Here is a 26,405-nt window from a genome sequence, read left to right on the forward strand (position 1 = left end):
AACACTAGATTCCGCCTCCCAGTGCATTCATCAAGGAAACGTACAGATCGAGTTCGCGCGCTCCATTTTGCGCCTGCTGCTGTTCTTCCGCCAGCAGTGCCACTTGGGTGTTGAGCATGGCGATGGCGTCGCTCATGCCCGCCTTGTACGCCTTTTCCGCCAGGTCGCGCGCGCGCTGCGCCGTGGCCAGCGCCTGCACGGTCAACTGGTGCTGTTTGGCCAGCGATTGGGCGCGGGTGACGGCATTGGCCACATCCGACATGGCGTTGATGACGGTGGCGTTGTACTGCTCCACGGCACCGTCGTACACGGCCGTCTGGCTGCCCAGCTGGGCGCGCAGGCGGGCGCCGGCAAAGATGGGCAGGCTCAGCGCGGGCGAGGCGCCGCGGATGTCCGAGTTGGCGTCAAGAAAGTGGCTGAAACCAAAGGCCTGGAAGCCGGCAAAGGCCACCAGGTTGACGTTCGGGTAAAACTCGGCCTTGGCAGAGTCGATGCGCTGCGCCGCCGCTTCGACTCTCCAGCGCTGGGCCGCGATGTCGGGGCGGCGGCCGATCAGGTCGGCCGGCAGGGCGGCGGGAATGGCCAGCGGCTGATCCAGGCGCAGTACGGGGCGCGTGAGCGCCGCACCGGCCGCCGGCCCCTTGCCCGCCAGGGCCGCCAGCTGGTTGCGCAGCAGGGCCAGCGACTCGGCCGACTGCTCCAGCTGGCGGCGGCCCGCCGGCAAGGTGGTCTCTATCTGCGCCACGTCGATGTCGGTGCCGATGCCGGCGGCCTTGCGCTGGCGCGTGATGTCGAGGATGCGGGCGCGCTGCGCCAGGCTGCGTTCGATCACGTCCTGCAGCTGGAATTCATACGACAGCTGGATGTAGGTGCGCACCAGCGCCGTTTCCAGGGCCAGGCGGGCCATCTGCGATTCGGCCGAGGCCATCTGCACGTCGCCCAGGGCGGCGGACAGGGCGGCGCGGTTGCGGCCCCACAGGTCCAGGTCGTACGAAGCCGTCACGGTGGCCTGGTTGCGCCAGGCGTAATTGCCGGCCAGCGGCGCCGGCGTGCTGCCGTGCTGCGAATACAGTTCGCGGTTGATGGAGACATTCGCGTCCGCTTGCGGGCGGGTCTTGTCTTCAAACGCGCCGGCCAGCGCCTCGGCCTGGCGCACGCGCGCCTGGGCGCCGCGCAGGGTGGGACTGTCGGCCAGCGCCTGCTCCATCAAACGGTTCAACTGGGGGTCGTGCAAGTCTTGCCACCATTGCGCGCGCGGCCATTGTATGGCGGCGCTGGCGGCGGCATCCATGGCCTGGCTCGCCTGCAACTTGTTAGCGTCGAGCATGGCCGATTGCGGCGCGATATGGCCCATGTCGGCGCACGCGCTCAAGGCAAGGATCAGGCTGGCGGCAAGCAAGCGGCGGTGCAGGGACATGCAGGGACTCCGGGAGAGATCGTGTTGGGGGTGCTGCGGACAGCTCGCCGCGGTGAGCGCCGGGAGTGGCCCGGTATGCTGCGCCGCAACTGAGGTGTGTTACTGATTGTGTGACTGAAACCGGCCGACTGGTTTCTTATTGCACGACGTGTTTTGCCGTTTGCGCGACATCAAAGTCCGCTTCCGTTTGCGGGATCAGGCCAGCCTTGCGGGCGGCGTAGAACTCGGCCATGACTTGTTCGCGTGTCACCTTGCTGGCGGCGGTGGCTGGCGTTTTCGGGTAGTCGACTTCGCTGGTGGCGATTTCGCCGGCGTTGCGGGCACGGATGTATTCGGCCGTGACTTGCTCGCGCGACAATTGCTGGCCCGTGGTGGCAGGCGCGGCGCTTTGGGCAAAAGCCGAAGTGGCGGTGGTGATGGCAAACAATGCTGCGATGAGTGATTTGGCTTGCATGATAAGACTCCAAAATGTGCATGATGGCTGGGTGGATGGGCCGGCTCGCCACGTACCGGTCGGTTCGGCGGCATGGCGCTGGTGGGTGCCGCGCCGCCGATGAAGCAGTTTCTGGATGAGAAGATGCTTACTTGAATTAACTATAGCAATGAATAGTACATTTGTGAAGTAATTTTTAAAGAAATTTGTGCGATGCCGCATTTCCCCGGGGCAATGCCGTGCAGGCGTGCGCCGCTGGCCAGGCCAGGGGAGTAAGCTGGTTTTTTGATCAACGGAGGCAGCCATGAGCAGCAGCACACTCGATCCGGACAATTTGCCCGTCACGCCCGACCGCGTCCTGGGCAGCGGCCATGGCAAGGGCGCGCTCGGTCCCAGCGACAGTTCCGACAGCGGCAGCGACATGCAGGGTGTGCCGGGCCAGGACCCGGAAGAGCTCGATAGCGACAGCGATGCGGCCGGCACGGGCGAGCGCGCTGGCGTGGAGCCGCAGAATACGGCGCCCGATGGCGGCGATATCGACGTCGATCATGTGGAAAGCATGGCGCCCGTCCAGCCGGCAGAGGCGGGCGAGGGCGAGGGGGAGGGCGCGCCGCGCGCGCCGCTGCCGCGTCCCTGATCCTGCTTGCCTGCCGCGAATGGCTGCCACGAATTACTGTCTCTCCCGCGTCATCAGCGTAAAATGCGGACAAGGCGGCGTGCGCGCCGCCATGGCCAGCCGGCCGGCACAGGATAGGATGTCAGAGGATGCAAACGCAGATGTCGGAAGAGAAAGAAAAAGACTTGATGTCGATGTACCGCGAGACGCGGCCGCGTGAGTTTTTTGGTGATAAAAGTAACACCAATCACCTGGCCTGGAGTTTGCTGGTGATATTGCTGGCGCTGGCGTTCTGGCTCGTCGTGGCCCTGGCGGCGGCGGAAAACCAGCGCTATGCCCTGGAAACGAAGGCTTGCCAGGATCACGTGTTCCCTACGGAAATCGACACGTCTTGCCTGAAGCAGGTCAAGTCGCGCGATCGCTGGTGGCAGCATGTGGGCCATGCGCTGGTGCGGATGGGCGCCTGACCCGGGCGCGATCTGGCTGAACTTGGCGGCCGCCGCGAGGGCCGCGGCGGTGGTAGAGTGATGGAACGATAGTGCGGGAGGTGCCATGCCACGCGATCACTCGCGCGAGCAGCCGCAATGGCTGCTGGCGCGCCACAGTGCCTTGACGGCGCGCCAGTTGCTGCGTGCCTATGGTTTGTTATGCCTGTTTTCCCTGGCGATTGCCGCCGCCTTTGCGCTGCGCGGCCTCGGGACCATTCTCATCTTTTCGTTCGCCGAACTGGGCCTGGTGGCCGTCGCCCTGCTGCACTACCTGCGCCATGTGCGCGACTATGAACATATCGCCCTGCGCGACGGCGAGCTGATCGTCGAACAGGTCAGCGCCGGCCACTGCCGGTGCCACCACTTTTCCCCATGGCGCACGCGCGTTGATGTGCCGCACTGGCCGCGCCAGTTGATACATATCCATGATAGCGGCGCTGGCGGCGCTGGCGGCGCGCAGGTGGAGGTGGGCGTGTTCGCCACGCCCGAGCGGCGCCGGCAGGTGGCGCAGGAACTGCTGGCCCTGCTGCCACCGCCAATGTCGCCGCCAGCGCCACCGCAACCGCCTTACACGGCCCGCGACGGGCCTTCCCACAGATTGATATGGCCTTCACGCGCCTGCACGTCGATGGCCGCCAGTTCCTCTGCCGTAAACGTCAGTTGCTGCAGCGCGGCCACGTTTTCGCGGATTTGCGCGCTGCTGCTGGCGCCGATCAGGGTCGATGTGACTCTTGGATCGCGCAGCACCCAGGCCAGCGCCATCTGCGCCAGGGTCTGCCCCCGCTGCGCGGCGATCTGGTTCAGGGCGCGCACGCGGGCCAGGTTTTCCGCGCTCAGGTGCTTTTGCAGCAGCGAGCCGCCGCCGGGGCGGTTGACGCGCGCATCCTGCGGCACGCCATCGAGGTACTTGTCGCTGAGCAAGCCCTGCGCCAGCGCCGTGAACGTGATGCAGCCCATGCCTTGCGCTTGCAGGGTATCGAGCAAGCCATCTTCCTCGATCCAGCGGTTGAGCATATTGTAGGCAGGCTGGTGGAGCAGGCACGGCACTTTCCACTCCTTCAGCAGCGTGGCCGCCTCGGCCGTCTTTTGCGGCGAATACGACGACAGGCCCACGTACAGCGCCTTGCCCTGCTGCACGGCGGTGGCCAGCGCGCCCATGGTTTCTTCCAGCGGCGTGTCGGCGTCGTAGCGGTGCGAGTAAAAGATGTCGACGTAGTCCAGGCCCAGGCGCTGCAAGCTCTGGTCCAGGCTGGCCAGCACGTATTTGCGCGAACCGCCGCCCTGGCCGTACGGTCCAGGCCACATGTCCCAGCCCGCCTTGGTGGAAATGATCAGCTCATCGCGGTAAGGCAGGAAATCGTCGCGCAGCAGCTTGCCGAAATTGCTTTCCGCGCTGCCATATGGCGGCCCGTAATTGTTGGCCAGGTCGAAATGCGTGATGCCCAGATCGAAGGCCGTGCGCAGCATGTCGCGCTGCGAGGCCAGATGGTTGCTGTCGCCAAAGTTGTGCCACAGTCCCAGGGACAGCAGCGGCAGTTTCAGCCCGCTGCGCCCGCAGGTGCGGTATGGCATGCTGTCGTAGCGGTTCTCGGCGGCGTGGTAAGTCATGGCATCTCCCGGTTGAATGAAGCGCTTATTTTCGCGCAAAATCAAGGTGGGCGTGCGTGCTCCTTGCGCGCGACCGGACGCGCCTTACAATAGGCGTTGAGGAATCTCGCAAGGAGCGGTCATGGAAATCGAATTGAAATTGTTGCTGGCACCGCAAGACGCGCCGCGGCTGCGCGCGCACCCTTTGCTGGCGCAGTATGCGCAAGGTGCGCCGCAACTGCTGCAGATGCACGATATCTATGTCGATACGCCCGATTTGCAGCTGTGCCACCACCAGGCGGGCTTGCGCGTGCGCCAGGTGGACGGGCGCTGGGTGCAAACCTTGAAGGCGGGCGGCAATGTCAGCGGCGGCTTGCACAGCCGCCATGAATGGGAAGACGACGTGCTTGGGCCGCAACCGGATCTCGCTGTGCTCGACTCTGCCATCGGCCGCAAGCAGCCCATCCGTGCGCTGCTGCGCCAGGATGCCATCCGCGACGCCTTGCAGCCCGTGTTTACCACGCGCATCGAGCGCACCGTCTGGCAGCTGCGCACGCCGCAGGGCGACCAGATCGAATGCGTGCTGGACCAGGGTGTCATTGAAAGCGGTGCGAACGGTGCCGATGGTGCCATACGCAGCGTGGCCGTCAGCGAGATCGAGCTGGAGTTGAAGCAAGGGCAGGCCGCCAGCCTGTTCGACGTGGCGCTGGCCTTGCTGCAAGACGTGCCGCTGCAGCTGGGCCACATGAGCAAGGCGGAGCGCGGCTACCGCCTCGCAGCGCCGCAGCCTTTGCGCGCCGTCAAGGCGCAGCCTCTGGCGCTGGACGCGGCGATGTCGGTGGAGCAGGTATTCCTGGCCATCGCCGGCAATTGCCTGGAACAGGTGAGCGGCAACCAGGATGGCGTGGCGGCGGGCGAGGATGTGGAAAGCGTGCACCAGATGCGCGTGGGCTTGCGCCGTTTGCGCTCGGCGCTGGGCATGTTCAAGTCCCTGCTGGCACTGCCGGCGGAGGTGAAGAGCGAACTCGACTGGCTGGGAAGCGCGCTGGGCGAGGCGCGCGACTGGGATGTGTTGGCTGGCAATACGCTGGCGCAACTCGATGGCGAGGCGCAAGCCGATGCGGCCGCGCTGGTGCAGGCGGCGCACGCGCAGGCGCGGCTCAAGCATGTACAAGCCGCCGAGGCCGTCACGTCGCTGCGCTGCACGGCCTGCATGCTGGGCTTGCAGCGCTGGCTGCAGGCGCGCGCCTGGCGCGACAGCTGTTCGGCGCGCCAATTGCGGCGCCTGGACGCGCAGGTCTTCCCGTTTGCCCGTGCCACCCTGCGCAAGGATCAGCGCCGCCTGATGAAGCGCGGCAAGCGCCTGCTGCATGCCTCGCCGCAGCAGCGCCACCAGGTGCGCATCGCGGCCAAGAAGACGCGTTATGCGACGGAATTCTTTGCCTCGCTGTTTTCCGCGCGCGCCGTGCAACCGTATGTGGGGCGCTTGTCGGTCCTGCAGGATGAATTGGGCTGGCTCAACGATGTGCAGGTGGCCGACCGGCTGCTGCAGCAATTGCCCGATGCCCAGGCTGACTTGCCGGCCCAGGACGGGTTGCGGCTGCACGCGGCCTTCATCCGCGGCTACCTGGCGGCGCACGCGCAGCAGGGCAAGGACGACCGCATGCACAAGGCCTGGCGGCGCTTCAAGGCGGCCCGCTTGCCGGCCTGAGTGCAACACGGAAGGACTCGGAGCCGTCAGTATGGGCGCTGGCCGCCCGCTGCCGTTTGCGCTAGCGCAGCCTCAGCTCACAGTTTGCTGTTCTGGCAGCCGGCACTGACGCATTCGCGCACGCGGTCTTGCAGGAATTGCGCGCGTTCGATGGTGGTCTGAGTGGCGCAATCGAGGTTCACATAAAAGCCCGACGATTCGCGTTTGGAGCAATTCTGGTTGCGCTTGCTGATCCACGCCAGCTGACCCGATTTCAGCTTTTGCTTGCCGCTGGCATCGAGCTGGGCGCTAAGCTTCTTGTAGTTGGCGTTGAGTTCCTTGTCCGCTTCCTGGTACACCTTGTTCAGGCAATACAGGCCGTCGAAGTCGTTGCGGGGCGTGTCGCAGGCCGAGTTGGCGAAGGCGGAACCGGAGGCAAGGATGAGCAGGGCAAGCATGAATTTTTTCATTGTTTTCTTTCAGCAAGGGATGGCGGCGAAGCTGGCCGATGAGCACGGGCGTGCACTTGCGTATTTTATAATATCCTGCATGCGGATCTTGTTCGTTTGACCAGTGCCTTCCGCCTTTGTCTGCTTCACGGACAAAAAAAAGCCTGCGCTCGCAAGCGCAGGCTTCTTTCCAGGACACGTCACAGCGGCGCAGGCCGCGGGTCCGTGCGTTTTACGTTGTCAGGAACCGCTTACGCGAAGTTCTTGGCAACGAATTCCCAGTTGACCAGGCCCCAGAACGTTTCCACGTACTTGGCGCGCAGGTTGCGGTAGTCGATGTAGTAGGCGTGTTCCCAGACGTCGCAGGTCAGCAGTGGCTTGTCGCCGGTGGTCAAAGGGCAGCCAGCGTTCGAGGTGTTGACGATGTCGACGGAGCCGTCGGCTTTTTGCACCAGCCAGGTCCAGCCCGAACCGAAGTTGCCTACGCACGACTTGGTGAACTCTTCCTTGAACTTGTCGAACGACGACCATTTGGCGTTGATCGCGTCAGCCACGGCACCGGTAGGCGCGCCGCCGCCGGCCGGCTTCATGCCGTTCCAGTAGAAGGTGTGGTTCCATACTTGCGCTGCATTGTTGAAGATGCCGCCCGACGATTTCTTGATGATCTCTTCCAGCGACAGGTTCTCGAACTCGGTGCCCTTGATCAGGTTGTTCAAGTTGGTGACATACGCCTGGTGATGCTTGGCATAGTGGTATTCCAGGGTTTCTTTCGAAATATGCGGCGCCAGAGCGTCCATTTCATACGGCAGTGGTGGCAGAGTATGTTCCATGTGATGTCCCTTTGTGGTGAGTGTTCGGAGTCTTCCGGCCCGGGGCCGGAGGGTTGAGCCTGCGTGCTTGAACCAAGCATTCTTGCTGAACGAGCCACTATTGTAAAGCGGATGCGCCATTGCTGCAGATTCCCGCATGCGTCGCGGATGCTGTTGGCGTAGTGATTCTCGTTTAGCTTGAATCGGGTGGAAAAGTTACCATCTGCACGGCTCAGCGGATGCGTCGCGTGGTTTCCCTGACGATCAGTTCCAGTGGTGGAATCGCCGCCTGCACGGCTTCGCCATTGATCAGCCCCAGCAGCGCTTCGGTGGCGATGCGGCCGATGTCGTACAGGGGCTGGTGGATGGTGGTCAGGGGCGGCGTCGTGTAGGACGAGCCGGGCAAGTCATCGAAACCCACGAGCGAAATATCGTCGGGTACGCGGATGCCCTTGCGGTACAGGCACAGGCGCACGCCATAGGCGGACAGGTCGTTGGCGGCAAAGACGGCGCTGAACTGCTGCTGCGTATCGAACAGGTGGTTCATGGCCAGCATGCCACTTGCCTCGTGGAAATCGCCTTCCACCATCAGCTTCGGATCGATGGCGATATCCGCTTCGCGCAGCGCGCGCTGGTAGCCCGTCAGGCGCTCGGCCGCATCCGTGTTGTTGGCGGGGCCGGCCACGAAGGCGATGCGGCGGTGACCCAGTTCCACCAGGTGGCGCACGGCCAGGTAGGCGCCGTATTCGTTGTCGAGCTTGAAGCCGATGGCGCTTTTCGTGGCCAGCAGGCGGCCCGTTGAGACGATGGGGCGCTGCTGCGAGAAATCGAGCACGCTCTGGTCCGAAATGCGCCCGGACAGCAGAATGATGCCGTCGACCTTCCGCGCCAGCAGCAGGCGGATGCGGTCGGCCTCTTCCTGCGCATTCCAGTGCCCGCTGACGATGACGGACGCATAGCCCGTGTCTTTCAAGCCGTCGTCCACGCCGCGCAGGCTTTCGTCGAAGAAGGGGCTGGAAATATCTTGCACCACGATGCCGATGGTCATCGAGCGGCCCTTTTTCAGGCCCTGCGCCATCTGGTTCGGCGCGAATTTCATGTGCGCGATGGCCGCCAGCACGGCGTCGCGCTTGTCGTCGGAGACCCTGGCCGTGCCGTTCAGGATGCGCGAGACGGTGCTGGGCGACACGCCGGCCTGGCGGGCCACGTCGAGCAGGGTGGAAGGGGGAGCAGCGTGGGCGCTATCGTTCAAGGTGATTCCTGGGTATCAAGATGGCTGGTTGTCAGTGCTCTGAAAACCTTTTCATCGAAAGATTACCATAAATGGCCACGAGCGACCGCAGGTCGGTGCAGGTCGGGGTAGGTCGGCTTAGCCCGCAGGGCGTAAGCCGACACAGCGCAGCCAACAACGCGCAGGAACCATGCCTCTGGCGCCAACAATGTTGTCGGATTACGCGCTTGCGCGCCTCGGCGGCCCCGCTAATCCGACCTGCCTTGAAAACGTTTTCACAAAAAACAACGGCAGCTAAAATGACGAATTTTTGCGCTTTTTCATAGGAGAACACGCGCCACGGCGTGCAGCTTGCCACGCTACCCTCAATAAAAATGACAACTTTTTCGGTTGACTTGATTTTCTTTGCAGTGTTAAATGGACACATGTTGTGAAAACGTTTTCAAGATAGAAGACGCTCAATAAACGGAGATGAAATAATGAAGTCAAGCATCCTTGGCGCCGCCCCTCTGGCCGCGCTGACCCTGGCCGCCAGCGTGGCCGCCGCCCCCGTCGCGCCGCCTGTGCCGGCGCTGGCCCCGGCGACCATCACTGTCGCTTCCTTCCCCGACCTGGACCGCGCCGTCAAGACGGCTTTGCCCCTGTGGGAAAAGCTGTACCCGCAAGTGAAGGTCAAGCTGGTCAGCCTGCAGATCGATGACCACCATAACTCGATGACGACGGCGCTGGCGGCCGGCGCGCGCCTGCCTGACGTGATGGCCATCGATTTTCGTTATGTCGGCAGCTTCGCCGAATCGAAGGGTATGGAAGATTTGCTGCAGCCGCCTTATGGGGCAGGGCAGTACCGCGCCCAGTTCGTGCCGTTCACCTTCGTGCAGGCGACCAGCTCGCGCGGCACCCTGGGCGCCATGCCGGCCGACCTGGGACCGGGCACCCTGTTCTACCGCAAGGACTTGATGGACAAGGCGGGCATCAAGGAAAGCGATTTGACGGCTTCGTGGGAGTCGTACATTGCCGCCGGCAAGAAGCTCAAGGCGGCCACGGGCACCTATTTGCTGGCCGGTGCCAGCGACCTGGCCGATATCTATATCCGCGCCAATCTGAAGGATGGCGAAGGCATTTACTTTGGCGAAAAAGGGCAGGTGGTGGTCGACTCGCCCCGTTTCGTGAAAGCGTTTGAACTGGCCAAGACGGCGCGCGTGGCCGGCATCGATGCGCGCACCGTGGCCTGGACGGGCGAGTGGGCCGAAGGTTTCAAACGCGACAAGGTGGCGAGCCAGATGATGGGTTCCTGGCTTAGCGGCCACCTGGCCAAGTGGCTGGCGCCCGATTCCAAAGGCCAGTGGCGCGCGGCGAACCTGCCGGCCGGCGCGCTGGCATCGTATGGCGGTTCCTTCTATGGCATCCCGAAAAAGGCCGCCAATAAGACCCAGGCCTGGGAATTCATCAAGTTCATGACCGTCAACAAGGATATCCAGCTGCATTCGCTGAAAGAGATCGGCGCCTTCCCGGCATTGAAGGCGGCCTATGCGGACCCGATGATGGACGAGCCGCAGGCGTATTTCGGCGGCCAGAAGACGCGCCTGCTGGCGCGCGACACGGCGGCGAAAATTCCCGTCATCCGCGTCGACAAGTTCGACGCCGTGGCGCGCGACATCGTCAACATGGAGCTGGAAAGCGTGCTGGCGCAAAACAAGGATATCAAGACGGCGCTGGCCGACGCCAAGGCCCTGATCACCCACCGCGCGCGGCGCTAGGAGCAGCATGACTACCTCCATGCCTTGTACCGAGGGCGCGCCCGCAGCTGCTGCAGCGCAGCCCGCCAGGAAACGCTACAACACGAAGAAGTGGGCGCCATACATCTTCATCAGCCCCTTCTTCATCCTGTTCGCCGTCTTCAGCCTGTTCCCGCTGCTGTTTTCCATCTACCTGTCGTTCAATCAGTGGGAAGCTGCCAGCGGCGTGGAAGCCATGCAGTGGGTGGGCCTGGACAACTACAAGTATGCCTTGAGCGACCCGTGGTTTTTGCGCTCGCTGGGCAATACCCTCTGGCTGGCGCTGGCCTCGGGTGTGCCGCAGCACCTGGTGGCCATTCCGCTGGCGGCCTTCATTCACAACAGCTTCAAGCGCTCGCGCAACCTGGTGATCGGCATTTACTTTTTACCGTTCATCACCTCCAGCGTGGCCATCGCCATGGTCTTCAACACCCTGTTCTCGCGCGACTATGGCCAGATCAATGTGCTGATCGAGTGGTGCGCCAGCCTGCCGCTGGTCGGCGGCCTGTTCCCGGCCGAATCGATCGACTGGCTGGGCAGCTCGCTGTTCATCAAGCCGGCCGTCGCCTTCGTCATCTTCTGGCGCTACCTGGGCTGGAATCTGGTGCTGTATCTGTCGGCGCTGCAGGTGATCCCGAAAGATTTGTATGAAGCGGCCACCATCGACGGCGCGTCGAAACGCCAGCAATTCTGGTACATCACCCTGCCGCAGCTGCGCCCCATGATCTACCTGGCCGTCACGCTCACCATCATGGGCAATTTGCAGCTGTTTGAGGAACCATTCGTGCTGGTGGCCGAATCGAGCGGCGTGAGCCAGTCGGTGATGACGACGGCCATTTTCGTGTACAAGACGGCGTTTTCCTCGGGCGACTTCGGTACGGCATCGGCCATTTCCTGGCTGCTGTTTTTGATCATCGCCAGTACCACCTGGGTGAATAACCGTATCTTCAGCCGCAACGAGCGTAGGGAGGCCAAATGAAAACCACGCGCTGGACGGCCTACGCCATGGTGGCTATCGGCGCCCTGATCATGGTCGCGCCGTTCTACTTCATGTTCGTCTTCGCCACGCATACGAGCGCCGAGATCTACAGCCTGCCGCCGCCGCGCTGGTTCGGCACGGCCTTGCTCAACAACCTGGAATTGCTGCAGGAGCGCCTGCCATTCTGGCGCAATATCGGCATCAGCCTGTACGTGGCCCTGATGACCACCGCTTTGACCCTGTTCTTTTGTTCGCTGGGCGGCTATGCCTTCGCCATGTACGAGTTCCGCTTCAAGCGGCCCTTGTTTACCCTGGTGATGGCGTCGATGATCATCCCTTCCTTCATGAATATGATTCCGACCTTCATGCTGATGGATTTCCTCGGATGGCTGGATCAGCCGCGCGCCCTGTACGTGCCGGGCGCGGCCGGCGCGCTGGGGATTTTCCTGATGCGCCAGTACATCGGCACGGCGATACCAAGGGACCTGATCGAGGCGGCGCGCATCGATGGCTGCGGCGAATTCGCCATCTACTGGCGCGTCGTGCTGCCGCTGATCGGTCCTGCCATGGGCACCCTGGGGCTGATCACCTTCATCAACTCGTGGAACAATTTCATCACGCCGCTGGTCGTCATGCGCTCGGTCGAGAACTACACGATCCCGCTGGCGCTGCGCAGCATGCAGGCGCCCAACAACACGGATTGGGGCGCGCTGATGACGGGTGCCGCCATCGCCGTGCTGCCGCTGCTGCTGATGTTTTTTGTCGCCTCGAAGCGCCTCATAGAAGGCCTCACGCAAGGCGCCGTCAAAGGCTAGCACTCTCTTTAATCCACTCACACTGACATGACCACCATGCATAACGACGATACCGATACCAACTTTCCCGCCACCTTCACCTGGGGTGTGGCCACCAGCGCCTACCAGATCGAGGGCGCCGCCGCCATCGATGGCCGCGGCCCGTCCATCTGGGATACCTTCAGTCACACGGATGGCAAGATCATCGATGGCAGCAATGGCGACGTGGCCTGCGACCATTACCACCGCTACTTTGATGACGTGGAGCTGATCGCCAAGCTGGGCGTGAACGCCTACCGTTTTTCCATGTCCTGGTCGCGCGTGCAGCCGACGGGTTCCGGCGCCTGGAACGAGGCCGGCTTCGATTTCTATGCGCGCCTGCTCGACGCGCTGGCCGCCAAGGGACTCGATGCCCATTTAACCCTGTACCACTGGGACTTGCCGCAAGCCTTGCAGGACGAGGGCGGCTGGCTCAATCGCGCCACCTGCTATCACTTCGCCGCCTACGCGGCCGAGGTGGCGCGCCGCTTTGGCCACAAGGTCGCCAGCATCGCCACGCACAATGAACCGTGGTGCACGGCCGTGCTGGGCCACGGCACGGGCCAGTTCGCCCCCGGCATGGCCGACCCGGCGGCCGCCGTGCAAGTGTCGCACCATCTGCTGTTGTCGCACGGCCTGGCCATGCAAGCCATGCGCGCCGTGAATGCGCCGGCCAAACTGGGCATCGTGCTCAATCAATGGACGGCCACGCCGGCCACCGACAGCGCGCAAGACCGCGAGCTGGCCGAACTCGAATATGCACGCTCGGTGCAGTGGTATATGGATGCCATCTTCAAGGGACGCTACCCGGCGCTGGCCCTGAAACATCCAGATGCTTCTGCTTTAGCTATCTTTGAAAACGATTTCACAGATATCAAACAGCCCATCGATTTCCTCGGCGTGAATTACTACACGCGCGCTTTCATGAGCGCCGAGACGCCGCCGCGCAAGCCCGAATGCAAGCTCGGTGTCAACGACATGGGCTGGGAAACCTATCCGCAAGGCTTGACGGAGCTGCTCGTCGGCCTGCACCGCGAATACCGGCTGCCGCCTGTCTACATCACGGAAAACGGCATGGCCGTCGCCGACAAGCCTGTCGACGGCAAGATCCATGACGCGCCGCGCATCGAGTACGTGCAGCTGCACCTGGACGCCTTGCGCGCCGTGATCGCGCAGGGCATCGACGTGCGCGGCTATTTCTACTGGAGCCTGATGGATAACTTCGAATGGAACTCGGGCTATGCCAAGCGCTTCGGCATGCTGTACGTCGATTACGCCACGCAGCAGCGCAGCTTCAAGGACAGCGCCCTGTGGTACCGCGACTTCATCGCCGCGCAACGGGCCGCGCGTGCCGATGCGCCGGTTTTGGCAGGGGAGCACTGACATGGCCGCCATCTCCCTGCGCGGCATCCGCAAGACCTACGGCGACGGCCCGGAAATCGTCAAGGGCCTCGATCTTGATATCCACGATGGCGAATTCATGGTCTTCGTCGGGCCCTCCGGCTGCGGCAAGTCGACCCTGCTGCGCATGATCGCCGGACTGGAAGACATCAGCGCGGGCCAGCTGCGCATCGGCGACCTGCTGGCCAACGACGTGGCGCCGGCCGAGCGGGGCATCGCCATGGTCTTCCAGAGCTACGCCCTGTATCCGCACATGACGGCGCGCGACAACATGGGCTTTGCCCTCAAATTGGCGGGCAAGCCGGAAGCCGAAGTGCGTGCGGCCGTCGGCAAGGTGGCCGAGATTTTGCAGATCACGCACCTGCTCGAGCGCAAGCCCAAGGCCCTGTCCGGCGGCGAGCGCCAGCGCGTGGCCATCGGCCGCTCCATCGTGCGCCAGCCCAAGGTGTTTTTGTTTGACGAACCGCTGTCCAACCTCGACGCGTCGCTGCGCGTGCAGACGCGCATCGAGCTGGCCAAGCTGCACCAGGAACTGGGCACCACCATGATTTACGTCACCCACGACCAGGTCGAAGCCATGACCCTTGGTGACCGCGTCGCCGTCTTCCACGGCGGCCACCTGGAGCAGGTGGGCGCGCCTTTGGCCCTGTACCGCCATCCGGCCAGCCAGTTCGTGGCCGGTTTCATCGGCGCGCTGCGCATGAACTTTTTGCCGTGCGCCGCCGTGCCGGCACTGGCCAGCCAGCTCGGAGGTGAGGCGGGCATGCTGGTCGGCATACGTCCTGAGCACCTGCGCCTGGTGCCGCGCAATGAGGGCTACGGCGCCACGGTCACCCTGATCGAGCAGCTGGGCGATGCACAGATCATCCACGCGACGCTTGACGGCCGCACCGATGGCGACAGACATGCGGTGGCCATCAAGCTGCATGGCGAGGCGCGCCACGCGCTGGCGCAGGGCAGCGCCATCGGCTTCGCGCCGGAAGAAGGCCATGCCTTTCTGTTTGACACGGCCGGGCGCGCCGTGGCCACCCATTGACCCCGCACGGAGGCGACATGACTTCAGATTGACACCCAAAAAATGTGCAGCAGTAGCCAAAGAGCTATGTGATCATCATTCAACCAGCGGTACAGGAGACAACAACAATGCAACAGCTCAAACGCAATACCATCGCCCTCAGCCTGGCGCATGCGACATTCGCCCAGTTCATTTTGCTCGGCAGCGGTGCCGCCGTGGCGCAGGACGCCGCAACGACCAGTACCACGGCGGCGCAGCCGGCCGAGCAGATGGAGCGCATCGTCGTCACGGCCACGCGCCGCAACACCTTCGTGCAGGAGACGCCGCTGGCCGTCACTGCCTTCAACCAGGACACGCTGCAAAACAACCAAGTGAAAGATCTGGCCTCGCTGACCACCATGGTGCCCAGCCTGGTCGTCGAGCAGCATGGCGACTCGGGCGGCGTGCACGTCTACATGCGCGGCGTCGGATCGGCCAATCACACGGAGCTGGGCGACCCGGCCGTCGCCTTCTATGTCGATGGCGTGTATTCGCCGCGTCCCCAGGGCGCCACGGCGCTGATGTATGACCTGTCCCACGTGGAGGTGGCGCGCGGACCGCAGGGTACCCTGAATGGCCGCAACTCCACGGCGGGCGCCGTCAACCTCGTGTCGGCCGCGCCGAGCACGGCCAAGTTCATGGGCTCGGCCGGCATCACGGTGGGCGACAAGCGCCATTTGCAGACGCAGGGCATGATCAATATCCCGTTTTCCGACGACGTGGCGCTGCGCATCGCCGCCATCAAGGATAGCCACGACGGCACGGTGGACTTCCGCCGCGGCTCGAACGTCATGCCGGGCACGGCCAAGTATGGCGCCGGCGACCAGATGGGCGTGCGCGCGTCCTTGCTGTGGAAAATCACGCCGCAGCTGCGCGGCACGTTTATCGCCGATTACTTCCTCGACCAGGGCGCCGGCAACGTCTACCTGGCGGCCGAACCGAAACCTGGCGAGAAGCTGCGTTCGGCCCTGATCGATACGCCGGGCACCCTGGACCAGTCGATTTTGACCTACAAGGGCAAGCTCAATTACAAGCCGACGGAGGCGCTGGACTTCGCTTACCTGGGCAGCTGGAGCCGCTACAAGCGCCAGAACAGCAATGACTCCGATGCGGGCCTGTTCCCCGGTTTCAAGTCGGAAAACCGCACCGACTGGGCGCAGTTCGACAGCTATTCGCACGAGCTGCAGGCGCGCTCGGACGACGATGCGCCATTCCAGTGGGTGGCCGGCCTGTTCCTCTTCAATGAAAAGAACAAGGTGCGCTTCGATATCGACCGCAGCCAGATTTCGCAGGCGGCCGTGCAGCAGGATATCGCCAACGGCGCCGTGATTTTTGTGCAGCCCACCGTGGGCCAGTACGCCTCGGCTATGTCCTTCATCCAGGGCGACCGCCAGCTCAAATCGAAAGCCGTGTTTGGCCAGGTCAGCCAGCAGGTGACGGACCAGATCAAGCTGACGGCCGGCGCGCGCTACACGAAAGACCATAAATTCGACATCGGCGGCAAGAACTGGGCGTGCCCGAACTGGCCCGCGAACACGCCGCTGGGCACTACCGTGCTCACTGCCGACCAGCTGCGCCAGCTGGTCACGCCCGGCTCTGGCCTGGCCAACACGCACAATATCGGACCCGGCGGCGCCATCACGGCCGCCAGCTGCGGCAATACGCCGGGCGACAACACGGCCGACCTGAAATACGGCCAGGCCACCTGGCTGGGCCGCATCGAGTACAAGCTGCGCCCGGATATTTTGCTGTTCGGTTCCGTGACGACGGGCTTCCATTCGCCGGCCATCGGCGACGGCGGTGCCACCACCAAGCCGGAAAAACTGACCAGCTATGAAATCGGCTTCAAGTCGGACTTGCTGAACCGCGAACTGACGCTGAACCTCGATGCCTTCCTGATGAAATACAAGGACAAGCTCGAGTCGCAGGTGGTCAACAGCGTGCTGGCCAACTTCAATGCGGCCGGCGCCACCGTCAAGGGCCTGGAAGCGGAATGGGTGTGGCGGCCAACGAAGGTCGACCGCCTGACGGGCAACGCCACCTGGCTGAAAGCCGTGTACGATGACTTCATGTCGTGCGATGTCGATGCGGCGCGCGCGAATGGCCAGTCCTGCGGTTCGACGGCACCACTGGTGAACGTGGGCGGCAGCACCATGAAGCATGCGCCGAAGTTTTCCACCACGGTGCAGTACGAGCATGATTTCACTGTCGCCGGCGGCCAGCTCACGCCGCGCGCCTCGGTGCATTATGAAACCATGTCATACGTGGGGGCTGGGGCGTTCAATGGCGACGTACCGGGCCATGCGGGTGTCAAGCGCCAGGAAGCCTACACGACCCTGGACCTGAGCCTGCGCTTCCAGCCGGCGAACAAGGCCTATACGGTGGAAGCGTTCGTGCAGAACGCCACCGACAAGGCCGTCAAGCTTGACGTCAATGAAATCTGCACGGACGTGGGTATGCCATGCCAGCCCACGCAGCAGATCTACGGCGCCTTCTACAACGCGCCGCGCACGTTTGGCGCGCGCGTGTCGATGAAGTTCTGATCGGGTAGTGTGAAAGAGCAGTCGCAGTCGCAGTCCACTCAGTAGGGAAGGTGTTAGGCCGGGGAGTTTCCCCGGCCTTTTTTACTCTAACGCTTATTCCAGGGTGGCTTGCACGCTGGCGATGCCGATCTGCGCGCTGCCTTCGGCCAAACGTACGTTGACGTTCTGGCGCGCCTGCAGCTGCGCCGGCGAGCGCACGATGGCGCCTTTTTCGTCGCGCAGGATGGCATAGCCGCGTTCCAGGGTGCGCTGGGGATTCAATAGCTCCAGCTGCGCCGCCAGGCCGTCGAGGCGGTGGCGCCGCTGGCCTAGCTGCTGCGCCATGGCCGCGCCGCCGCGCCGCTGCATTTCCACCAGGCGTGCGCGTGGCGCCGTGACATCGGGCCGCAAGGCCGCCCAGCGCGAACGCAGGCGTTCCAGCGCGTACTGCGACTGGCTGACGGGCGCGCGCGCCGCATGCGTCATGGCCGTCGACAGGGCCAGCAGTTGCAAGCGCTGCTGCTGCAGCTGCGCCTTGGGGTTGAGCAGGCGGCGGCTGTGGCGGTCCAGGGTCTGCGCCGCATCGTCGAGGCTACGGCGCATGGCGCGGCGCAGGTCGGCCGCATCGGCGCGCAGGGAGGCCATCCAGTCGGCGCGCGGTGTGGCCGCCAGTTCGGCCGCCGCCGTCGGCGTGGCTGCACGCAGGTCGGCCGCGAAGTCGGCGATGGTGAAATCGGTCTCGTGTCCCACGCCGCTGATCACCGGCATGGAACAATCGGCGATTGCGTATGCCACGGCTTCATCGTTGAACGACCACAGGTCTTCGATGCTGCCGCCACCACGGCACACCAGCAGCACATCGCACTCGGCCCTTGTTGATGCCGTGCGGATGGCGTGCGCGATCTTTTCCGGCGCCTGCTGGCCCTGCACGGGCGTCGGGTAGAGGATGATGGACACGTGCGGTGCGCGGCGCTTGAGCGCGATCAAGACGTCGCGCAGGGCGGCCGCCTGCGGGCTGGTGACGATGCCGATGCTGCGCGCAAACATGGGAATGGCGCGCTTGCGCTCCTGGTCGAACAGGCCCTGCGCGGCCAGCTTTTCCTTCAGACGCTGGAACGCTTCATACAGGGCGCCCACGCCGGCGCGGCGGATGGCTTCCACGTTGATCTGGTAATCGCCGCGCGCGCCGTACAGGGTGACGAGGGCGCGCACTTCGACCTTGTCGCCTTCGCGCGGCGTGAAGCCGGCAAACTGGGCGCGGCCGCGGAACATCACGGCGCGCACCTGGGCGCCATCGTCCTTCAAGGTGAAATACCAGTGGCCGGAAGCGGCGCGCGTGAAGTTGGAAATCTCGCCGGCGATCCAGGTCAGGGGGAACGAGCGTTCGAGCAGGCGCGCGACGGCCTGGTTCAGGGCGCTGACGGTCAGCACGGGTGGGGCGGTAAAGCCGCTGTCAGTCGGGTTGTCGGTCATCATCAAGCTGGGGGAGGGAAGGATATGTCCACATATTATCGGCGAGGTCATGCTTATGTCATATATCGCGCAAAACAACAAGTTCTATTTCTAAGTATTTGATTTCATGATGAATTCCCGTATGCCTGATTTGCGTGCACAGGAAAAAAAACCTTTAATATCAAGCACATCAGTACAGCCCCTGCCACTTACGCACAAAGTTATCCACAGAAAGTGTGCGGAACTTTTTGCCTTGGACATTTGTTGCCGGACAGGCCACTTTCGGCAAAGGAAAATGCCCTGCTACATTTTTGCGCACGAAAATAAAGTACATAGGAATCAAGCGCTTAGTATGCCATGCCTGGCCTTGCGCACAATCTTATCCACAAAAAATGTGCAGAACTCTGGCGCGGCACCGGATGTATCCACTGAAACGCCTATGGCATGGCTTGCCTGAATTTTGCGCAGCATAAAAATAACCATATAAATCAAGGGTGTAGCATCAAGGTGTACGCCTTGCTCACAATCTTATCCACAGAATGTGTGCAAAACTGCATAAACCGTTTCGCTTTTTCGTCTGGTTTTCCACCGCGTGACCAGGCCGCTGCACTGCCTTGTTTTTCAGCAGTGAAAAAAATCCCTTTAAAATCAATGCTCTTGCATGGAGTCAATCCGCTTGCTCACAATCTTATCCACAATTTATGTGTGGAACTGCACTGGTGGTGGAAAAGAGTTGTTTGACGATGCTTTTTGGCATGAAAAATCCCGCTTTTCACACCTTGCTACATTTTTATGCAGGGCAATAAAAACGATATAAATCAATGTACTTGGCGTCTATTCTTGCGCTTGCGCACAATCTTGTCCACAGATTGTGTGCAGAACTTTTGCCGCCGATATGCCGCGCATTGCGCATCCGCTGCCACTTTTTTGTGCATTGAATTAATTTTCTTTAAAATCAATGACTTAATTAAATTCCTCGGCTTTGCGCACAATCTTGTCCACAGTAAATGTGCAGAACTCTTCAAGCATTAATTTATTGACATTGACTACTGGCGATAAGCTGCTATGCCTGTATTTTGCGCAGAATGATATTTTCCATGTGAATCAAGCACTTGCATGCTGGACTTCATGCTTGCTCACAATCTTATCCACACAAAGTGTGCAAAACTGTGCGCCGGCAGCGACTGCCCGCTGCGCCGTGTGGACAAGTGCCGTGCAGGCGCCACTTGCCGCCGGCGCGGCAACGCGCTACATTGCGCCATTCCCGCGCGGACGTACAATCGTTCTTCGGCGCTCGGTACAATACAGGCTGTTCGGGCGGTCCATCGCCTTCCCTTTACCAGGAGTTTCTTTTGCTCGCTATATTTCAAGCCGCTGGCTGGCCCATCTGGCTGTTGTTGATCGCTTCCATCGTCGCCCTGGCTCTGATCATCGAGCGCGTGTTGTACTTGCGCCGTGGCAAGATACTGCCCCGCAAGCTCTTCGATGAAGTGGTGCAGGTGTATCGCAGCGGCAAGATCACGCCGGACACGCTGGCCAAGCTGGAAGACAATTCGCCGCTGGGCGTGGTGCTGGCCGCCGCCCTGCGCAATGTCGATGCGCCGCGCGAGGTGATGAAGGAATCGATCGAAGAGGCGGGCAGCGGCGTGGCGCACACGCTGGAACGTTTCCTGACGACTCTGGGCACCATCGCCACCCTGGCTCCACTGATGGGGTTGTTTGGCACGGTGGTGGGCATGATCGAAATCTTCGGCTCGCAAAACGCCAGCGGTTCGAATCCCGCACAATTGGCCCACGGCATCTCGGTGGCCTTGTATAACACGGGCTTCGGCTTGGCCATCGCCATGCCGGCCCTCGTCTTCTACCGCCATTTCCGCGCCCTCGTCGACAGCTTCGTCATTGACATGGAGCAGCAAGCGGTCAAGTTCGTCGACATCGTCCACAGTGGCCGCAAATGAACTTCCGCAAAGGCAAGGGGCGTGAAGACCCCGAAATCAACCTGATCCCGTTCATCGACGTGCTGCTGGTGATCCTGATCTTTCTGATGGTCAGCACCACTTACAGCAAATTCACGGAGCTGCAGATCACCTTGCCGACGGCTGATGCCGAGCAGGCCAAGGACAAGCCGCAGCAGATCGACGTCACCATCGATGCCAAGGGTAATTACACGGTCAACCGCGAACCCGTCTCGTTCCGCGACGTGGCCGGCCTGGCCGATTCCCTGCAAAATGCGGCCAAGGCGGCCAATGGCGGCAAGGCGCCCGCGCAGACGCCCGTGGTGGTGGTCAACGCCGACCAGTTCGCCATGCACCAGATGGTCATCCACGTGATGGAAGCGGCACGCCTGGCCGGCTATGAAAAGCTGACGTTTGCGGCGCAGGCGGGTGGCAAGTAAATTCCTACCGTTACCGGCAACAAAATTGGGGTCTGACCCGCCGGGTCGGACCCCAGCCCTTTACCCCTCACCGCATGCCCACATCCTCCCCCGCCAAGCTTGAAACCACTCTCACCCGTGCCTGGCTGACGCGCGGCCCGCTGGCGTGCGCGCTATGGCCCGTTTCCCTGCTGTTCGGCGCCCTGAGCGCTGTGCGGCGCGGCCTGTACCGGGCAAACATCCTAAAATCCGCGCGCCTGCACGTGCCCGTCGTCGTCGTCGGCAATATTTTCATTGGCGGCACGGGCAAGACGCCGCTGACGATCTGGCTGGTGCAAGCCTTGCGCGACGCGGGCATGCGTCCGGGCGTCATTTCGCGCGGCCATGGCAGCGTTGACCGTTCACCGCGTGCCGTCACCGCCACCTCCACGCCGCAGCAGGTGGGCGACGAGCCGCTGCTGATCTTCCAGCGCGGCGGCTGTCCCGTGATGGTGGGGCGCGACCGCGCGCAAGCGGGCAGGGCGTTGCTGGCGGCGCACCCTGATGTCGACGTGCTGGTCACGGATGACGGCTTGCAGCATTACGCCTTGCAGCGCGACGTGGAAATCGTACTGTTCGACGGCCGCGGCGCAGGCAATGGCTGGTTGCTGCCGGCGGGGCCTCTGCGCGAATCGCCGCGCCGCAGGCGCGATGTGACGGTGATCAATGCGCCGGAGCTGGCGCCGGATCTCGTTGCCAGGGTCGCGCCCGCAGGTTCGTTGGTCGTGCAGATGCTGCTCGATGGCAGCGTGGCAGAACGCCTGCTTGACCGCAGCGAGCGCATGCCGCTCGCCACCCTTGCCACCAGCGGCCAGCGCATCGTGGCGGCGGCCGGCATCGGCAACCCGCAGCGTTTCTTTGCCATGCTGCGCGGCGCCGGATTGGACTTCACGGAACTGCCCTTGCCCGACCATCACGACTTCCTCGACCAGCCATTTGCGGCACTCGACACGGATGTGATCTTGATCACCGAGAAGGATGCAGTAAAATGTGCGCAAATTGAACATCTCAAAGATGACCCGAGATTGTGGGTCGTCCCCGTCAGTGCGCGCATCGATAGCGCGCTGGCCCAACAAATTGTGGAGAAATGTCGTGGACGCTCGACTGCTTGATATCCTGGTCTGCCCTGTTTGCAAGGGTCCGCTTGAACACGATAAGAAGGCGCAGGAATTGATTTGCCGCGCCGACCGCCTCGCCTATCCTATCCGTGATGGCATCCCCATCATGTGGGCGGACGAAGCGCGCACCCTGCAAGACGCAGTGGAATAACGATGGCGTTCATCGTCATCATCCCGGCCCGCCTGGCCTCGACGCGCCTGCCGGGCAAGCCGCTGGCCGACCTGGGTGGCAAACCGATGGTGGTGCGCGTGGCCGAGCAGGCGCGGCTCTCGGGCGCCGCGCGCGTCATCGTCGCCACCGACCATGACAGCATTCGCGCCGCCTGCGCCGCGCATGGCGTGGAAGTGTGCATGACGCGTGCCGACCATCCGTCGGGCACGGACCGCATCGCCGAAGTGGCGCGCACGCTAGCTTTGCCGCCGGACGCCGTCGTCGTCAACCTGCAGGGCGACGAACCGTTGATCGATCCGTCCCTGCTGGCCGCCTGCGCGGCGCAGATCAGCGCCACCGTCCCCATGGCCACCTGCGCCCATCCGCTGCACGAGGTGCTTGACGCGTTCAATCCGAACGTGGTCAAGGTCGTGCTGGATAAAAATGGCCGCGCCTTGTATTTTTCGCGCGCCACCATCCCCTGGCACCGTGACGGCTTCGCGCAGTCGAAAGACAGCCTGCCGGCCGGCTATGTACCGCTGCGCCATATCGGCCTGTATGCCTACAGCAATGCGTTTTTGCAGCAATACCCGCAATTGTCCGCTTCGCCGCTGGAAGCGATCGAGGCGCTGGAGCAGTTGCGTGTGCTGTGGCACGGTGTTGCCATCGCCGTGCATGTCACGGACTCGGCGCCGGCCGCCGGTGTTGACACGCCGGAAGATCTTGCCAGGGTGCAAGCCCACTACGGCGCCCTGTAAGCGCTACCCGCAAAACGGCAGGCGTGCAAATATAGTTTGTGCGCCTGCAGTAAAAACCACATTTTGAAACGTCCGCCTCGCCAATTGCTGGCTTTGATCAATCCGGGCATAGCAATTCGATAGCAAACTGGCGCTCCGGGGATTTTTTGTGGTAAGTTTCGTGGGGAAAGATAGCCATAGCAACATCATCTAAAAAAAATAATTACACATACCACCATCCAAAATCTGTTTTTTAGGAACTTTCAATGCGTCTGATACTTTTAGGAGCACCCGGTGCCGGCAAGGGCACCCAAGCTAACTTCATCAAAGAAAAATACAACATTCCACAAATCTCCACGGGCGACATGCTGCGCGCGGCGATCAAGGAAGGCACGGAACTGGGCCTGGCAGCGAAAAAAGTCATGGATGCGGGCGGCCTCGTGTCGGACGACATCATGATCGGCCTGGTCAAGAACCGCCTGCAGGAAGCCGATTGCGCCAATGGCTACCTGTTCGACGGTTTTCCGCGCACTATCGCGCAAGCTGACGCCATGAAAGATGCCGGCATCCATGTCGACTACGTGCTGGAAATCGACGTGCCTGACGCTTCGATCATCGAGCGCATGGATGGCCGCCGCAGCCATCCGGGTTCGGGCCGCGTCTATCACGTCAAATTCAATCCGCCCAAGGTTGACGGCGTCGATGACATCACGGGCGAGCCGCTGATTCAGCGCGACGACGACAAGGCAGAAACGGTCAAGAAACGCCTGGACGTGTACCACAACCAGACCAAGGTCTTGCTCGGTTACTACAATGACTGGGCCAAGTCCGGCCTGCCAGGCGCACCGAAATACCGCCGCATCGCCGGCGTCGGTCCGGTCGAGCAAATCCGCGACAGCGCCTTTGCTGCCCTGGCGGAATAAGCAGTTTTGAAAAGCGGACCCGAGTGTCCGCTTTTTTTGTGCCCGCTTTTCGCCAGCGGTGCCGTGCCGTTTTCGTAGTTCAGGTTTTTGCAGGTCGTGTTTTCCTGGCTGCGCGTGCCTACCCGGTGCGGTCTGCAGCTGTTGGCAATGACGTCGGATAAAAACAGAAGGGAACGATATGGCAGCCAGTTTGTGGTTTGCGGTAGCCTGCGGCGTGGTCGCAGTCATTTACGGTTTGGTGTCGCGTAGCTGGATCCTGCGCCAGGATCCCGGCAACGCGCGCATGCAGGAAATCGCCCTGGCCATCCAGCAGGGCGCGGCCGCCTACCTGGCGCGCCAGTACCGCACCATCGCCATCGTCGGGGTGGTGCTGCTGATCGCCATCTATGCGCTGCTTGGCCTGCACACGGCGCTGGGCTTTTTGATCGGCGCCGTGCTGTCGGGCGCCTGCGGCTTCATCGGCATGAATGTCTCGGTGCGGGCCAATGTGCGCACGGCGCAGGCGGCCACGCTGGGCATCAACCAGGCGTTGAACGTGGCCTTCAAGGGCGGCGCGATCACGGGCATGCTGGTGGTGGGACTGGGCTTGCTGGGCGTGACCCTGTTCTACTGGCTGCTGGTGACGACGGGCGCGCCCGGCCTGACCCAGCACGACCTGATCAAGCCGCTGATCGGCCTGGCCTTCGGCGCCTCGCTCATTTCCATCTTCGCGCGGCTCGGCGGCGGCATCTTCACCAAGGGCGCCGACGTGGGCGCGGACCTGGTGGGCAAGGTCGAGGCGGGCATTCCCGAGGATGATCCGCGCAACCCTGCCGTCATCGCCGACAATGTGGGCGACAACGTGGGCGACTGCGCCGGCATGGCGGCCGACCTGTTCGAAACCTATGTCGTGACCCTGATCGCCACCATGCTGCTGGGCGCACTGCTGATGGCCGAAGCCAGTAGCACGGCCATCATCTATCCGCTGCTGCTGGGCGCCGTTTCCATCCTCGCCTCCATCGTCGGCTGCTCGATGGTGAAGACCAAGCCGGGCGCGAAGATCATGTCGGCCCTGTACACGGGACTGTGGTGGGCGGCCGGCCTCTCCTTGGTCGGCTTTGCCGTGGTGACCTGGCTGCTGTGGCCCGATGATGCCATGCGCTACAAGATGCTGGGCGCCACCGTCGTCGGCATCGTCCTCACGGGCCTGATGGTGTACATCACCGAGTACTACACGGGCACGGACTTCAAGCCCGTGCGCCACATCGCCGAAGCGTCGACGACGGGCCACGGCACGAATATCATCGCCGGCCTGGGCGTGTCGATGAAGTCCACCGCGTATCCGGTGCTGGCCGTCTGCGTCGCCATCCTTGTCTCGTACCAGCTGGCTGGCCTGTACGGCATCGCCATCGCCGCCACGGCCATGCTGTCGATGGCGGGCATCATCGTCGCGCTCGACGCGTATGGTCCCATCACGGACAACGCGGGCGGCATTGCGGAAATGTCGGGCCTGCCCGATTCCGTACGCGCCATCACCGACCCGCTCGACGCCGTCGGCAACACCACCAAGGCCGTCACCAAGGGCTATGCCATCGGCTCGGCCGGACTGGCCGCGCTGGTGCTGTTTGCCGACTACACGCATGCACTCGAATCCGTGGGCCAGCACATCACCTTTGATTTGTCGAACCCCATGGTCATCGTCGGCCTGTTCATCGGCGGCCTGATTCCCTACCTGTTCGGCGCCATGGCAATGGAAGCGGTGGGCCGCGCGGCCGGTGCCGTGGTGGTCGAGGTCCGGCGCCAGTTCCGCGACATCAAGGGCATCATGGAAGGCACGGCGCGGCCCGAGTACGACAAGGCCGTCGACATGCTGACGGCGTCGGCCATCCGCGAAATGATCGTACCTTCCTTGCTGCCGGTGGTGGTGCCCATTGTCGTGGGCATGCTGCTGGGGCCAGCGGCGCTCGGTGGTCTTTTGATGGGAACCATCGTCACGGGCCTGTTCGTGGCCATCTCCATGACCACGGGTGGCGGTGCCTGGGACAATGCGAAGAAATACATCGAGGATGGGCATTTCGGCGGCAAGGGTTCCGACGCGCACAAGGCCGCCGTCACGGGCGATACGGTGGGCGACCCGTACAAGGATACGGCCGGCCCGGCAGTGAATCCCTTGATCAAGATCATCAACATCGTGGCACTGCTGCTGGTGCCGCTGCTGCCGGCTACGGGCTGGCTGGCCGTCAAGGCCCCGGCGCCCATCCACGCGCCCGCACCGGCCATCCTGGCGCCGGCCACACCGGTGCAGGTCTTGCCGGCCCAGTAAGGCCAGGCACTCCCTGCAGCCCCGC

The 26,405-nt window shown here is 62.8% G+C and carries 23 protein-coding genes and 1 pseudogene; 17 read left to right on the forward strand and 7 right to left on the reverse strand.

The window, feature by feature from the left end; all coding sequences use genetic code 11:
* Positions 1 to 4: 4 nt before the first annotated feature.
* Both ACQ4WL_RS21080 and ACQ4WL_RS21085 read right to left on the reverse strand, forming a co-directional pair.
* Positions 5 to 1,417, reverse strand: a complete 1,413-nt coding sequence (locus ACQ4WL_RS21080; protein ID WP_436511486.1) for an efflux transporter outer membrane subunit — start codon at positions 1,415 to 1,417, stop codon at positions 5 to 7.
* A gap of 136 nt (positions 1,418 to 1,553) precedes the next feature.
* A complete protein-coding gene (locus ACQ4WL_RS21085; RefSeq protein WP_436511487.1) occupies positions 1,554 to 1,871 on the reverse strand; it encodes a DUF4148 domain-containing protein in 318 nt (105 codons plus the stop codon).
* Positions 1,872 to 2,154: 283 nt separating this feature from the next.
* Here ACQ4WL_RS21085 and ACQ4WL_RS21090 point away from each other — a divergent pair, with 283 nt between their 5' ends.
* The 3 genes and pseudogenes from ACQ4WL_RS21090 to ACQ4WL_RS21100 all read left to right on the forward strand — a co-directional run.
* Positions 2,155 to 2,487, forward strand: a complete 333-nt coding sequence (locus ACQ4WL_RS21090; protein WP_436511488.1) for a hypothetical protein — start codon at positions 2,155 to 2,157, stop codon at positions 2,485 to 2,487.
* Between the two features lie 128 nt (positions 2,488 to 2,615).
* Complete coding sequence (locus ACQ4WL_RS21095) at positions 2,616 to 2,933, forward strand: hypothetical protein (RefSeq protein ID WP_436511490.1); 318 nt, start codon at positions 2,616 to 2,618, stop codon at positions 2,931 to 2,933.
* A gap of 85 nt (positions 2,934 to 3,018) precedes the next feature.
* Positions 3,019 to 3,414 (forward strand): annotated as a pseudogene (locus ACQ4WL_RS21100) (DUF2244 domain-containing protein); the annotation flags it as partial.
* A 107-nt stretch (positions 3,415 to 3,521) separates the two neighbouring features.
* Here the strand turns inward: ACQ4WL_RS21100 and mgrA are convergent.
* Positions 3,522 to 4,562 (reverse strand): L-glyceraldehyde 3-phosphate reductase, encoded by a 1,041-nt coding sequence (gene mgrA / locus ACQ4WL_RS21105; RefSeq protein ID WP_436511491.1) that lies wholly within the window; start codon positions 4,560 to 4,562, stop codon positions 3,522 to 3,524.
* 121 nt (positions 4,563 to 4,683) lie between these two features.
* Here mgrA and ACQ4WL_RS21110 point away from each other — a divergent pair, with 121 nt between their 5' ends.
* The gene (locus ACQ4WL_RS21110; protein WP_436511492.1) at positions 4,684 to 6,252 is read left to right on the forward strand and encodes a CYTH and CHAD domain-containing protein; all 1,569 of its coding nucleotides are present in this window, start codon (positions 4,684 to 4,686) and stop codon (positions 6,250 to 6,252) included.
* Positions 6,253 to 6,329: 77 nt separating this feature from the next.
* Here the strand turns inward: ACQ4WL_RS21110 and ACQ4WL_RS21115 are convergent, their stop codons facing one another.
* The 3 genes from ACQ4WL_RS21115 to ACQ4WL_RS21125 form a co-directional block, all read right to left on the reverse strand.
* Positions 6,330 to 6,689: a lysozyme inhibitor LprI family protein gene (locus ACQ4WL_RS21115; protein ID WP_436511493.1), complete on the reverse strand. Its 360-nt coding sequence runs from the start codon at positions 6,687 to 6,689 to the stop codon at positions 6,330 to 6,332.
* 242 nt (positions 6,690 to 6,931) lie between these two features.
* Positions 6,932 to 7,510 (reverse strand): superoxide dismutase [Fe], encoded by a 579-nt coding sequence (sodB, locus tag ACQ4WL_RS21120; protein WP_071078930.1) that lies wholly within the window; start codon positions 7,508 to 7,510, stop codon positions 6,932 to 6,934.
* Between the two features lie 211 nt (positions 7,511 to 7,721).
* Positions 7,722 to 8,741, reverse strand: coding sequence for a LacI family DNA-binding transcriptional regulator (locus tag ACQ4WL_RS21125; RefSeq protein WP_436511494.1), 1,020 nt, complete (start codon positions 8,739 to 8,741; stop codon positions 7,722 to 7,724).
* A gap of 458 nt (positions 8,742 to 9,199) precedes the next feature.
* On the opposite strand from ACQ4WL_RS21125, the gene ACQ4WL_RS21130 reads away from it, so the two are divergent.
* The 6 genes from ACQ4WL_RS21130 to ACQ4WL_RS21155 all read left to right on the forward strand — a co-directional run bounded on the left by ACQ4WL_RS21130 (position 9,200) and on the right by ACQ4WL_RS21155 (position 17,305).
* Positions 9,200 to 10,477 (forward strand): extracellular solute-binding protein, encoded by a 1,278-nt coding sequence (locus ACQ4WL_RS21130; protein WP_436511496.1) that lies wholly within the window; start codon positions 9,200 to 9,202, stop codon positions 10,475 to 10,477.
* A gap of 7 nt (positions 10,478 to 10,484) precedes the next feature.
* Positions 10,485 to 11,474: a carbohydrate ABC transporter permease gene (locus tag ACQ4WL_RS21135; protein ID WP_436511497.1), complete on the forward strand. Its 990-nt coding sequence runs from the start codon at positions 10,485 to 10,487 to the stop codon at positions 11,472 to 11,474.
* A complete protein-coding gene (locus ACQ4WL_RS21140) occupies positions 11,471 to 12,289 on the forward strand; it encodes a carbohydrate ABC transporter permease (RefSeq protein ID WP_436511498.1) in 819 nt (272 codons plus the stop codon). The genes ACQ4WL_RS21135 and ACQ4WL_RS21140 overlap by 4 nt, the downstream gene beginning before the upstream one ends.
* Positions 12,290 to 12,316: 27 nt before the next feature.
* Positions 12,317 to 13,690, forward strand: coding sequence for a GH1 family beta-glucosidase (locus ACQ4WL_RS21145; RefSeq protein ID WP_436511499.1), 1,374 nt, complete (start codon positions 12,317 to 12,319; stop codon positions 13,688 to 13,690).
* A gap of 1 nt (position 13,691) precedes the next feature.
* Entirely contained in the window at positions 13,692 to 14,744 is a 1,053-nt protein-coding gene (locus ACQ4WL_RS21150; protein ID WP_436511500.1) for an ABC transporter ATP-binding protein, read from the forward strand.
* Positions 14,745 to 14,851: 107 nt separating this feature from the next.
* The gene (locus tag ACQ4WL_RS21155) at positions 14,852 to 17,305 is read left to right on the forward strand and encodes a TonB-dependent receptor (protein ID WP_436511502.1); all 2,454 of its coding nucleotides are present in this window, start codon (positions 14,852 to 14,854) and stop codon (positions 17,303 to 17,305) included.
* A 93-nt stretch (positions 17,306 to 17,398) separates the two neighbouring features.
* Here ACQ4WL_RS21155 and xseA read toward each other — a convergent pair whose 3' ends face one another.
* Positions 17,399 to 18,760 (reverse strand): exodeoxyribonuclease VII large subunit, encoded by a 1,362-nt coding sequence (gene xseA, locus ACQ4WL_RS21160; RefSeq protein WP_436511503.1) that lies wholly within the window; start codon positions 18,758 to 18,760, stop codon positions 17,399 to 17,401.
* 1,328 nt (positions 18,761 to 20,088) lie between these two features.
* Here xseA and ACQ4WL_RS21165 point away from each other — a divergent pair.
* The 7 genes from ACQ4WL_RS21165 to ACQ4WL_RS21195 all read left to right on the forward strand — a co-directional run bounded on the left by ACQ4WL_RS21165 (position 20,089) and on the right by ACQ4WL_RS21195 (position 26,380).
* Entirely contained in the window at positions 20,089 to 20,694 is a 606-nt protein-coding gene (locus tag ACQ4WL_RS21165; protein ID WP_436511504.1) for a MotA/TolQ/ExbB proton channel family protein, read from the forward strand.
* Positions 20,691 to 21,131, forward strand: coding sequence for an ExbD/TolR family protein (locus ACQ4WL_RS21170; protein ID WP_436511505.1), 441 nt, complete (start codon positions 20,691 to 20,693; stop codon positions 21,129 to 21,131). Before ACQ4WL_RS21165 ends, ACQ4WL_RS21170 begins: the two co-directional genes overlap by 4 nt.
* 74 nt (positions 21,132 to 21,205) lie before the next feature.
* On the forward strand, positions 21,206 to 22,261 hold the full coding sequence (gene lpxK / locus ACQ4WL_RS21175) for a tetraacyldisaccharide 4'-kinase (protein WP_436511507.1): 1,056 nt from the start codon (positions 21,206 to 21,208) through the stop codon (positions 22,259 to 22,261).
* Positions 22,242 to 22,418, forward strand: coding sequence for a Trm112 family protein (locus ACQ4WL_RS21180; protein WP_010395789.1), 177 nt, complete (start codon positions 22,242 to 22,244; stop codon positions 22,416 to 22,418). Before lpxK ends, ACQ4WL_RS21180 begins: the two co-directional genes overlap by 20 nt.
* A gap of 2 nt (positions 22,419 to 22,420) precedes the next feature.
* Positions 22,421 to 23,176, forward strand: coding sequence for a 3-deoxy-manno-octulosonate cytidylyltransferase (gene kdsB / locus ACQ4WL_RS21185; protein ID WP_436511508.1), 756 nt, complete (start codon positions 22,421 to 22,423; stop codon positions 23,174 to 23,176).
* 245 nt (positions 23,177 to 23,421) lie between these two features.
* Entirely contained in the window at positions 23,422 to 24,078 is a 657-nt protein-coding gene (adk, locus tag ACQ4WL_RS21190) for an adenylate kinase (protein ID WP_436511510.1), read from the forward strand.
* A 178-nt stretch (positions 24,079 to 24,256) separates the two neighbouring features.
* A complete protein-coding gene (locus tag ACQ4WL_RS21195; RefSeq protein WP_436511512.1) occupies positions 24,257 to 26,380 on the forward strand; it encodes a sodium-translocating pyrophosphatase in 2,124 nt (707 codons plus the stop codon).
* Positions 26,381 to 26,405 lie beyond the last annotated feature (25 nt).

It is taken from the genome of Janthinobacterium kochi (genome assembly GCF_051380715.1).
Lineage (GTDB): Bacteria > Pseudomonadota > Gammaproteobacteria > Burkholderiales > Burkholderiaceae_D > Janthinobacterium.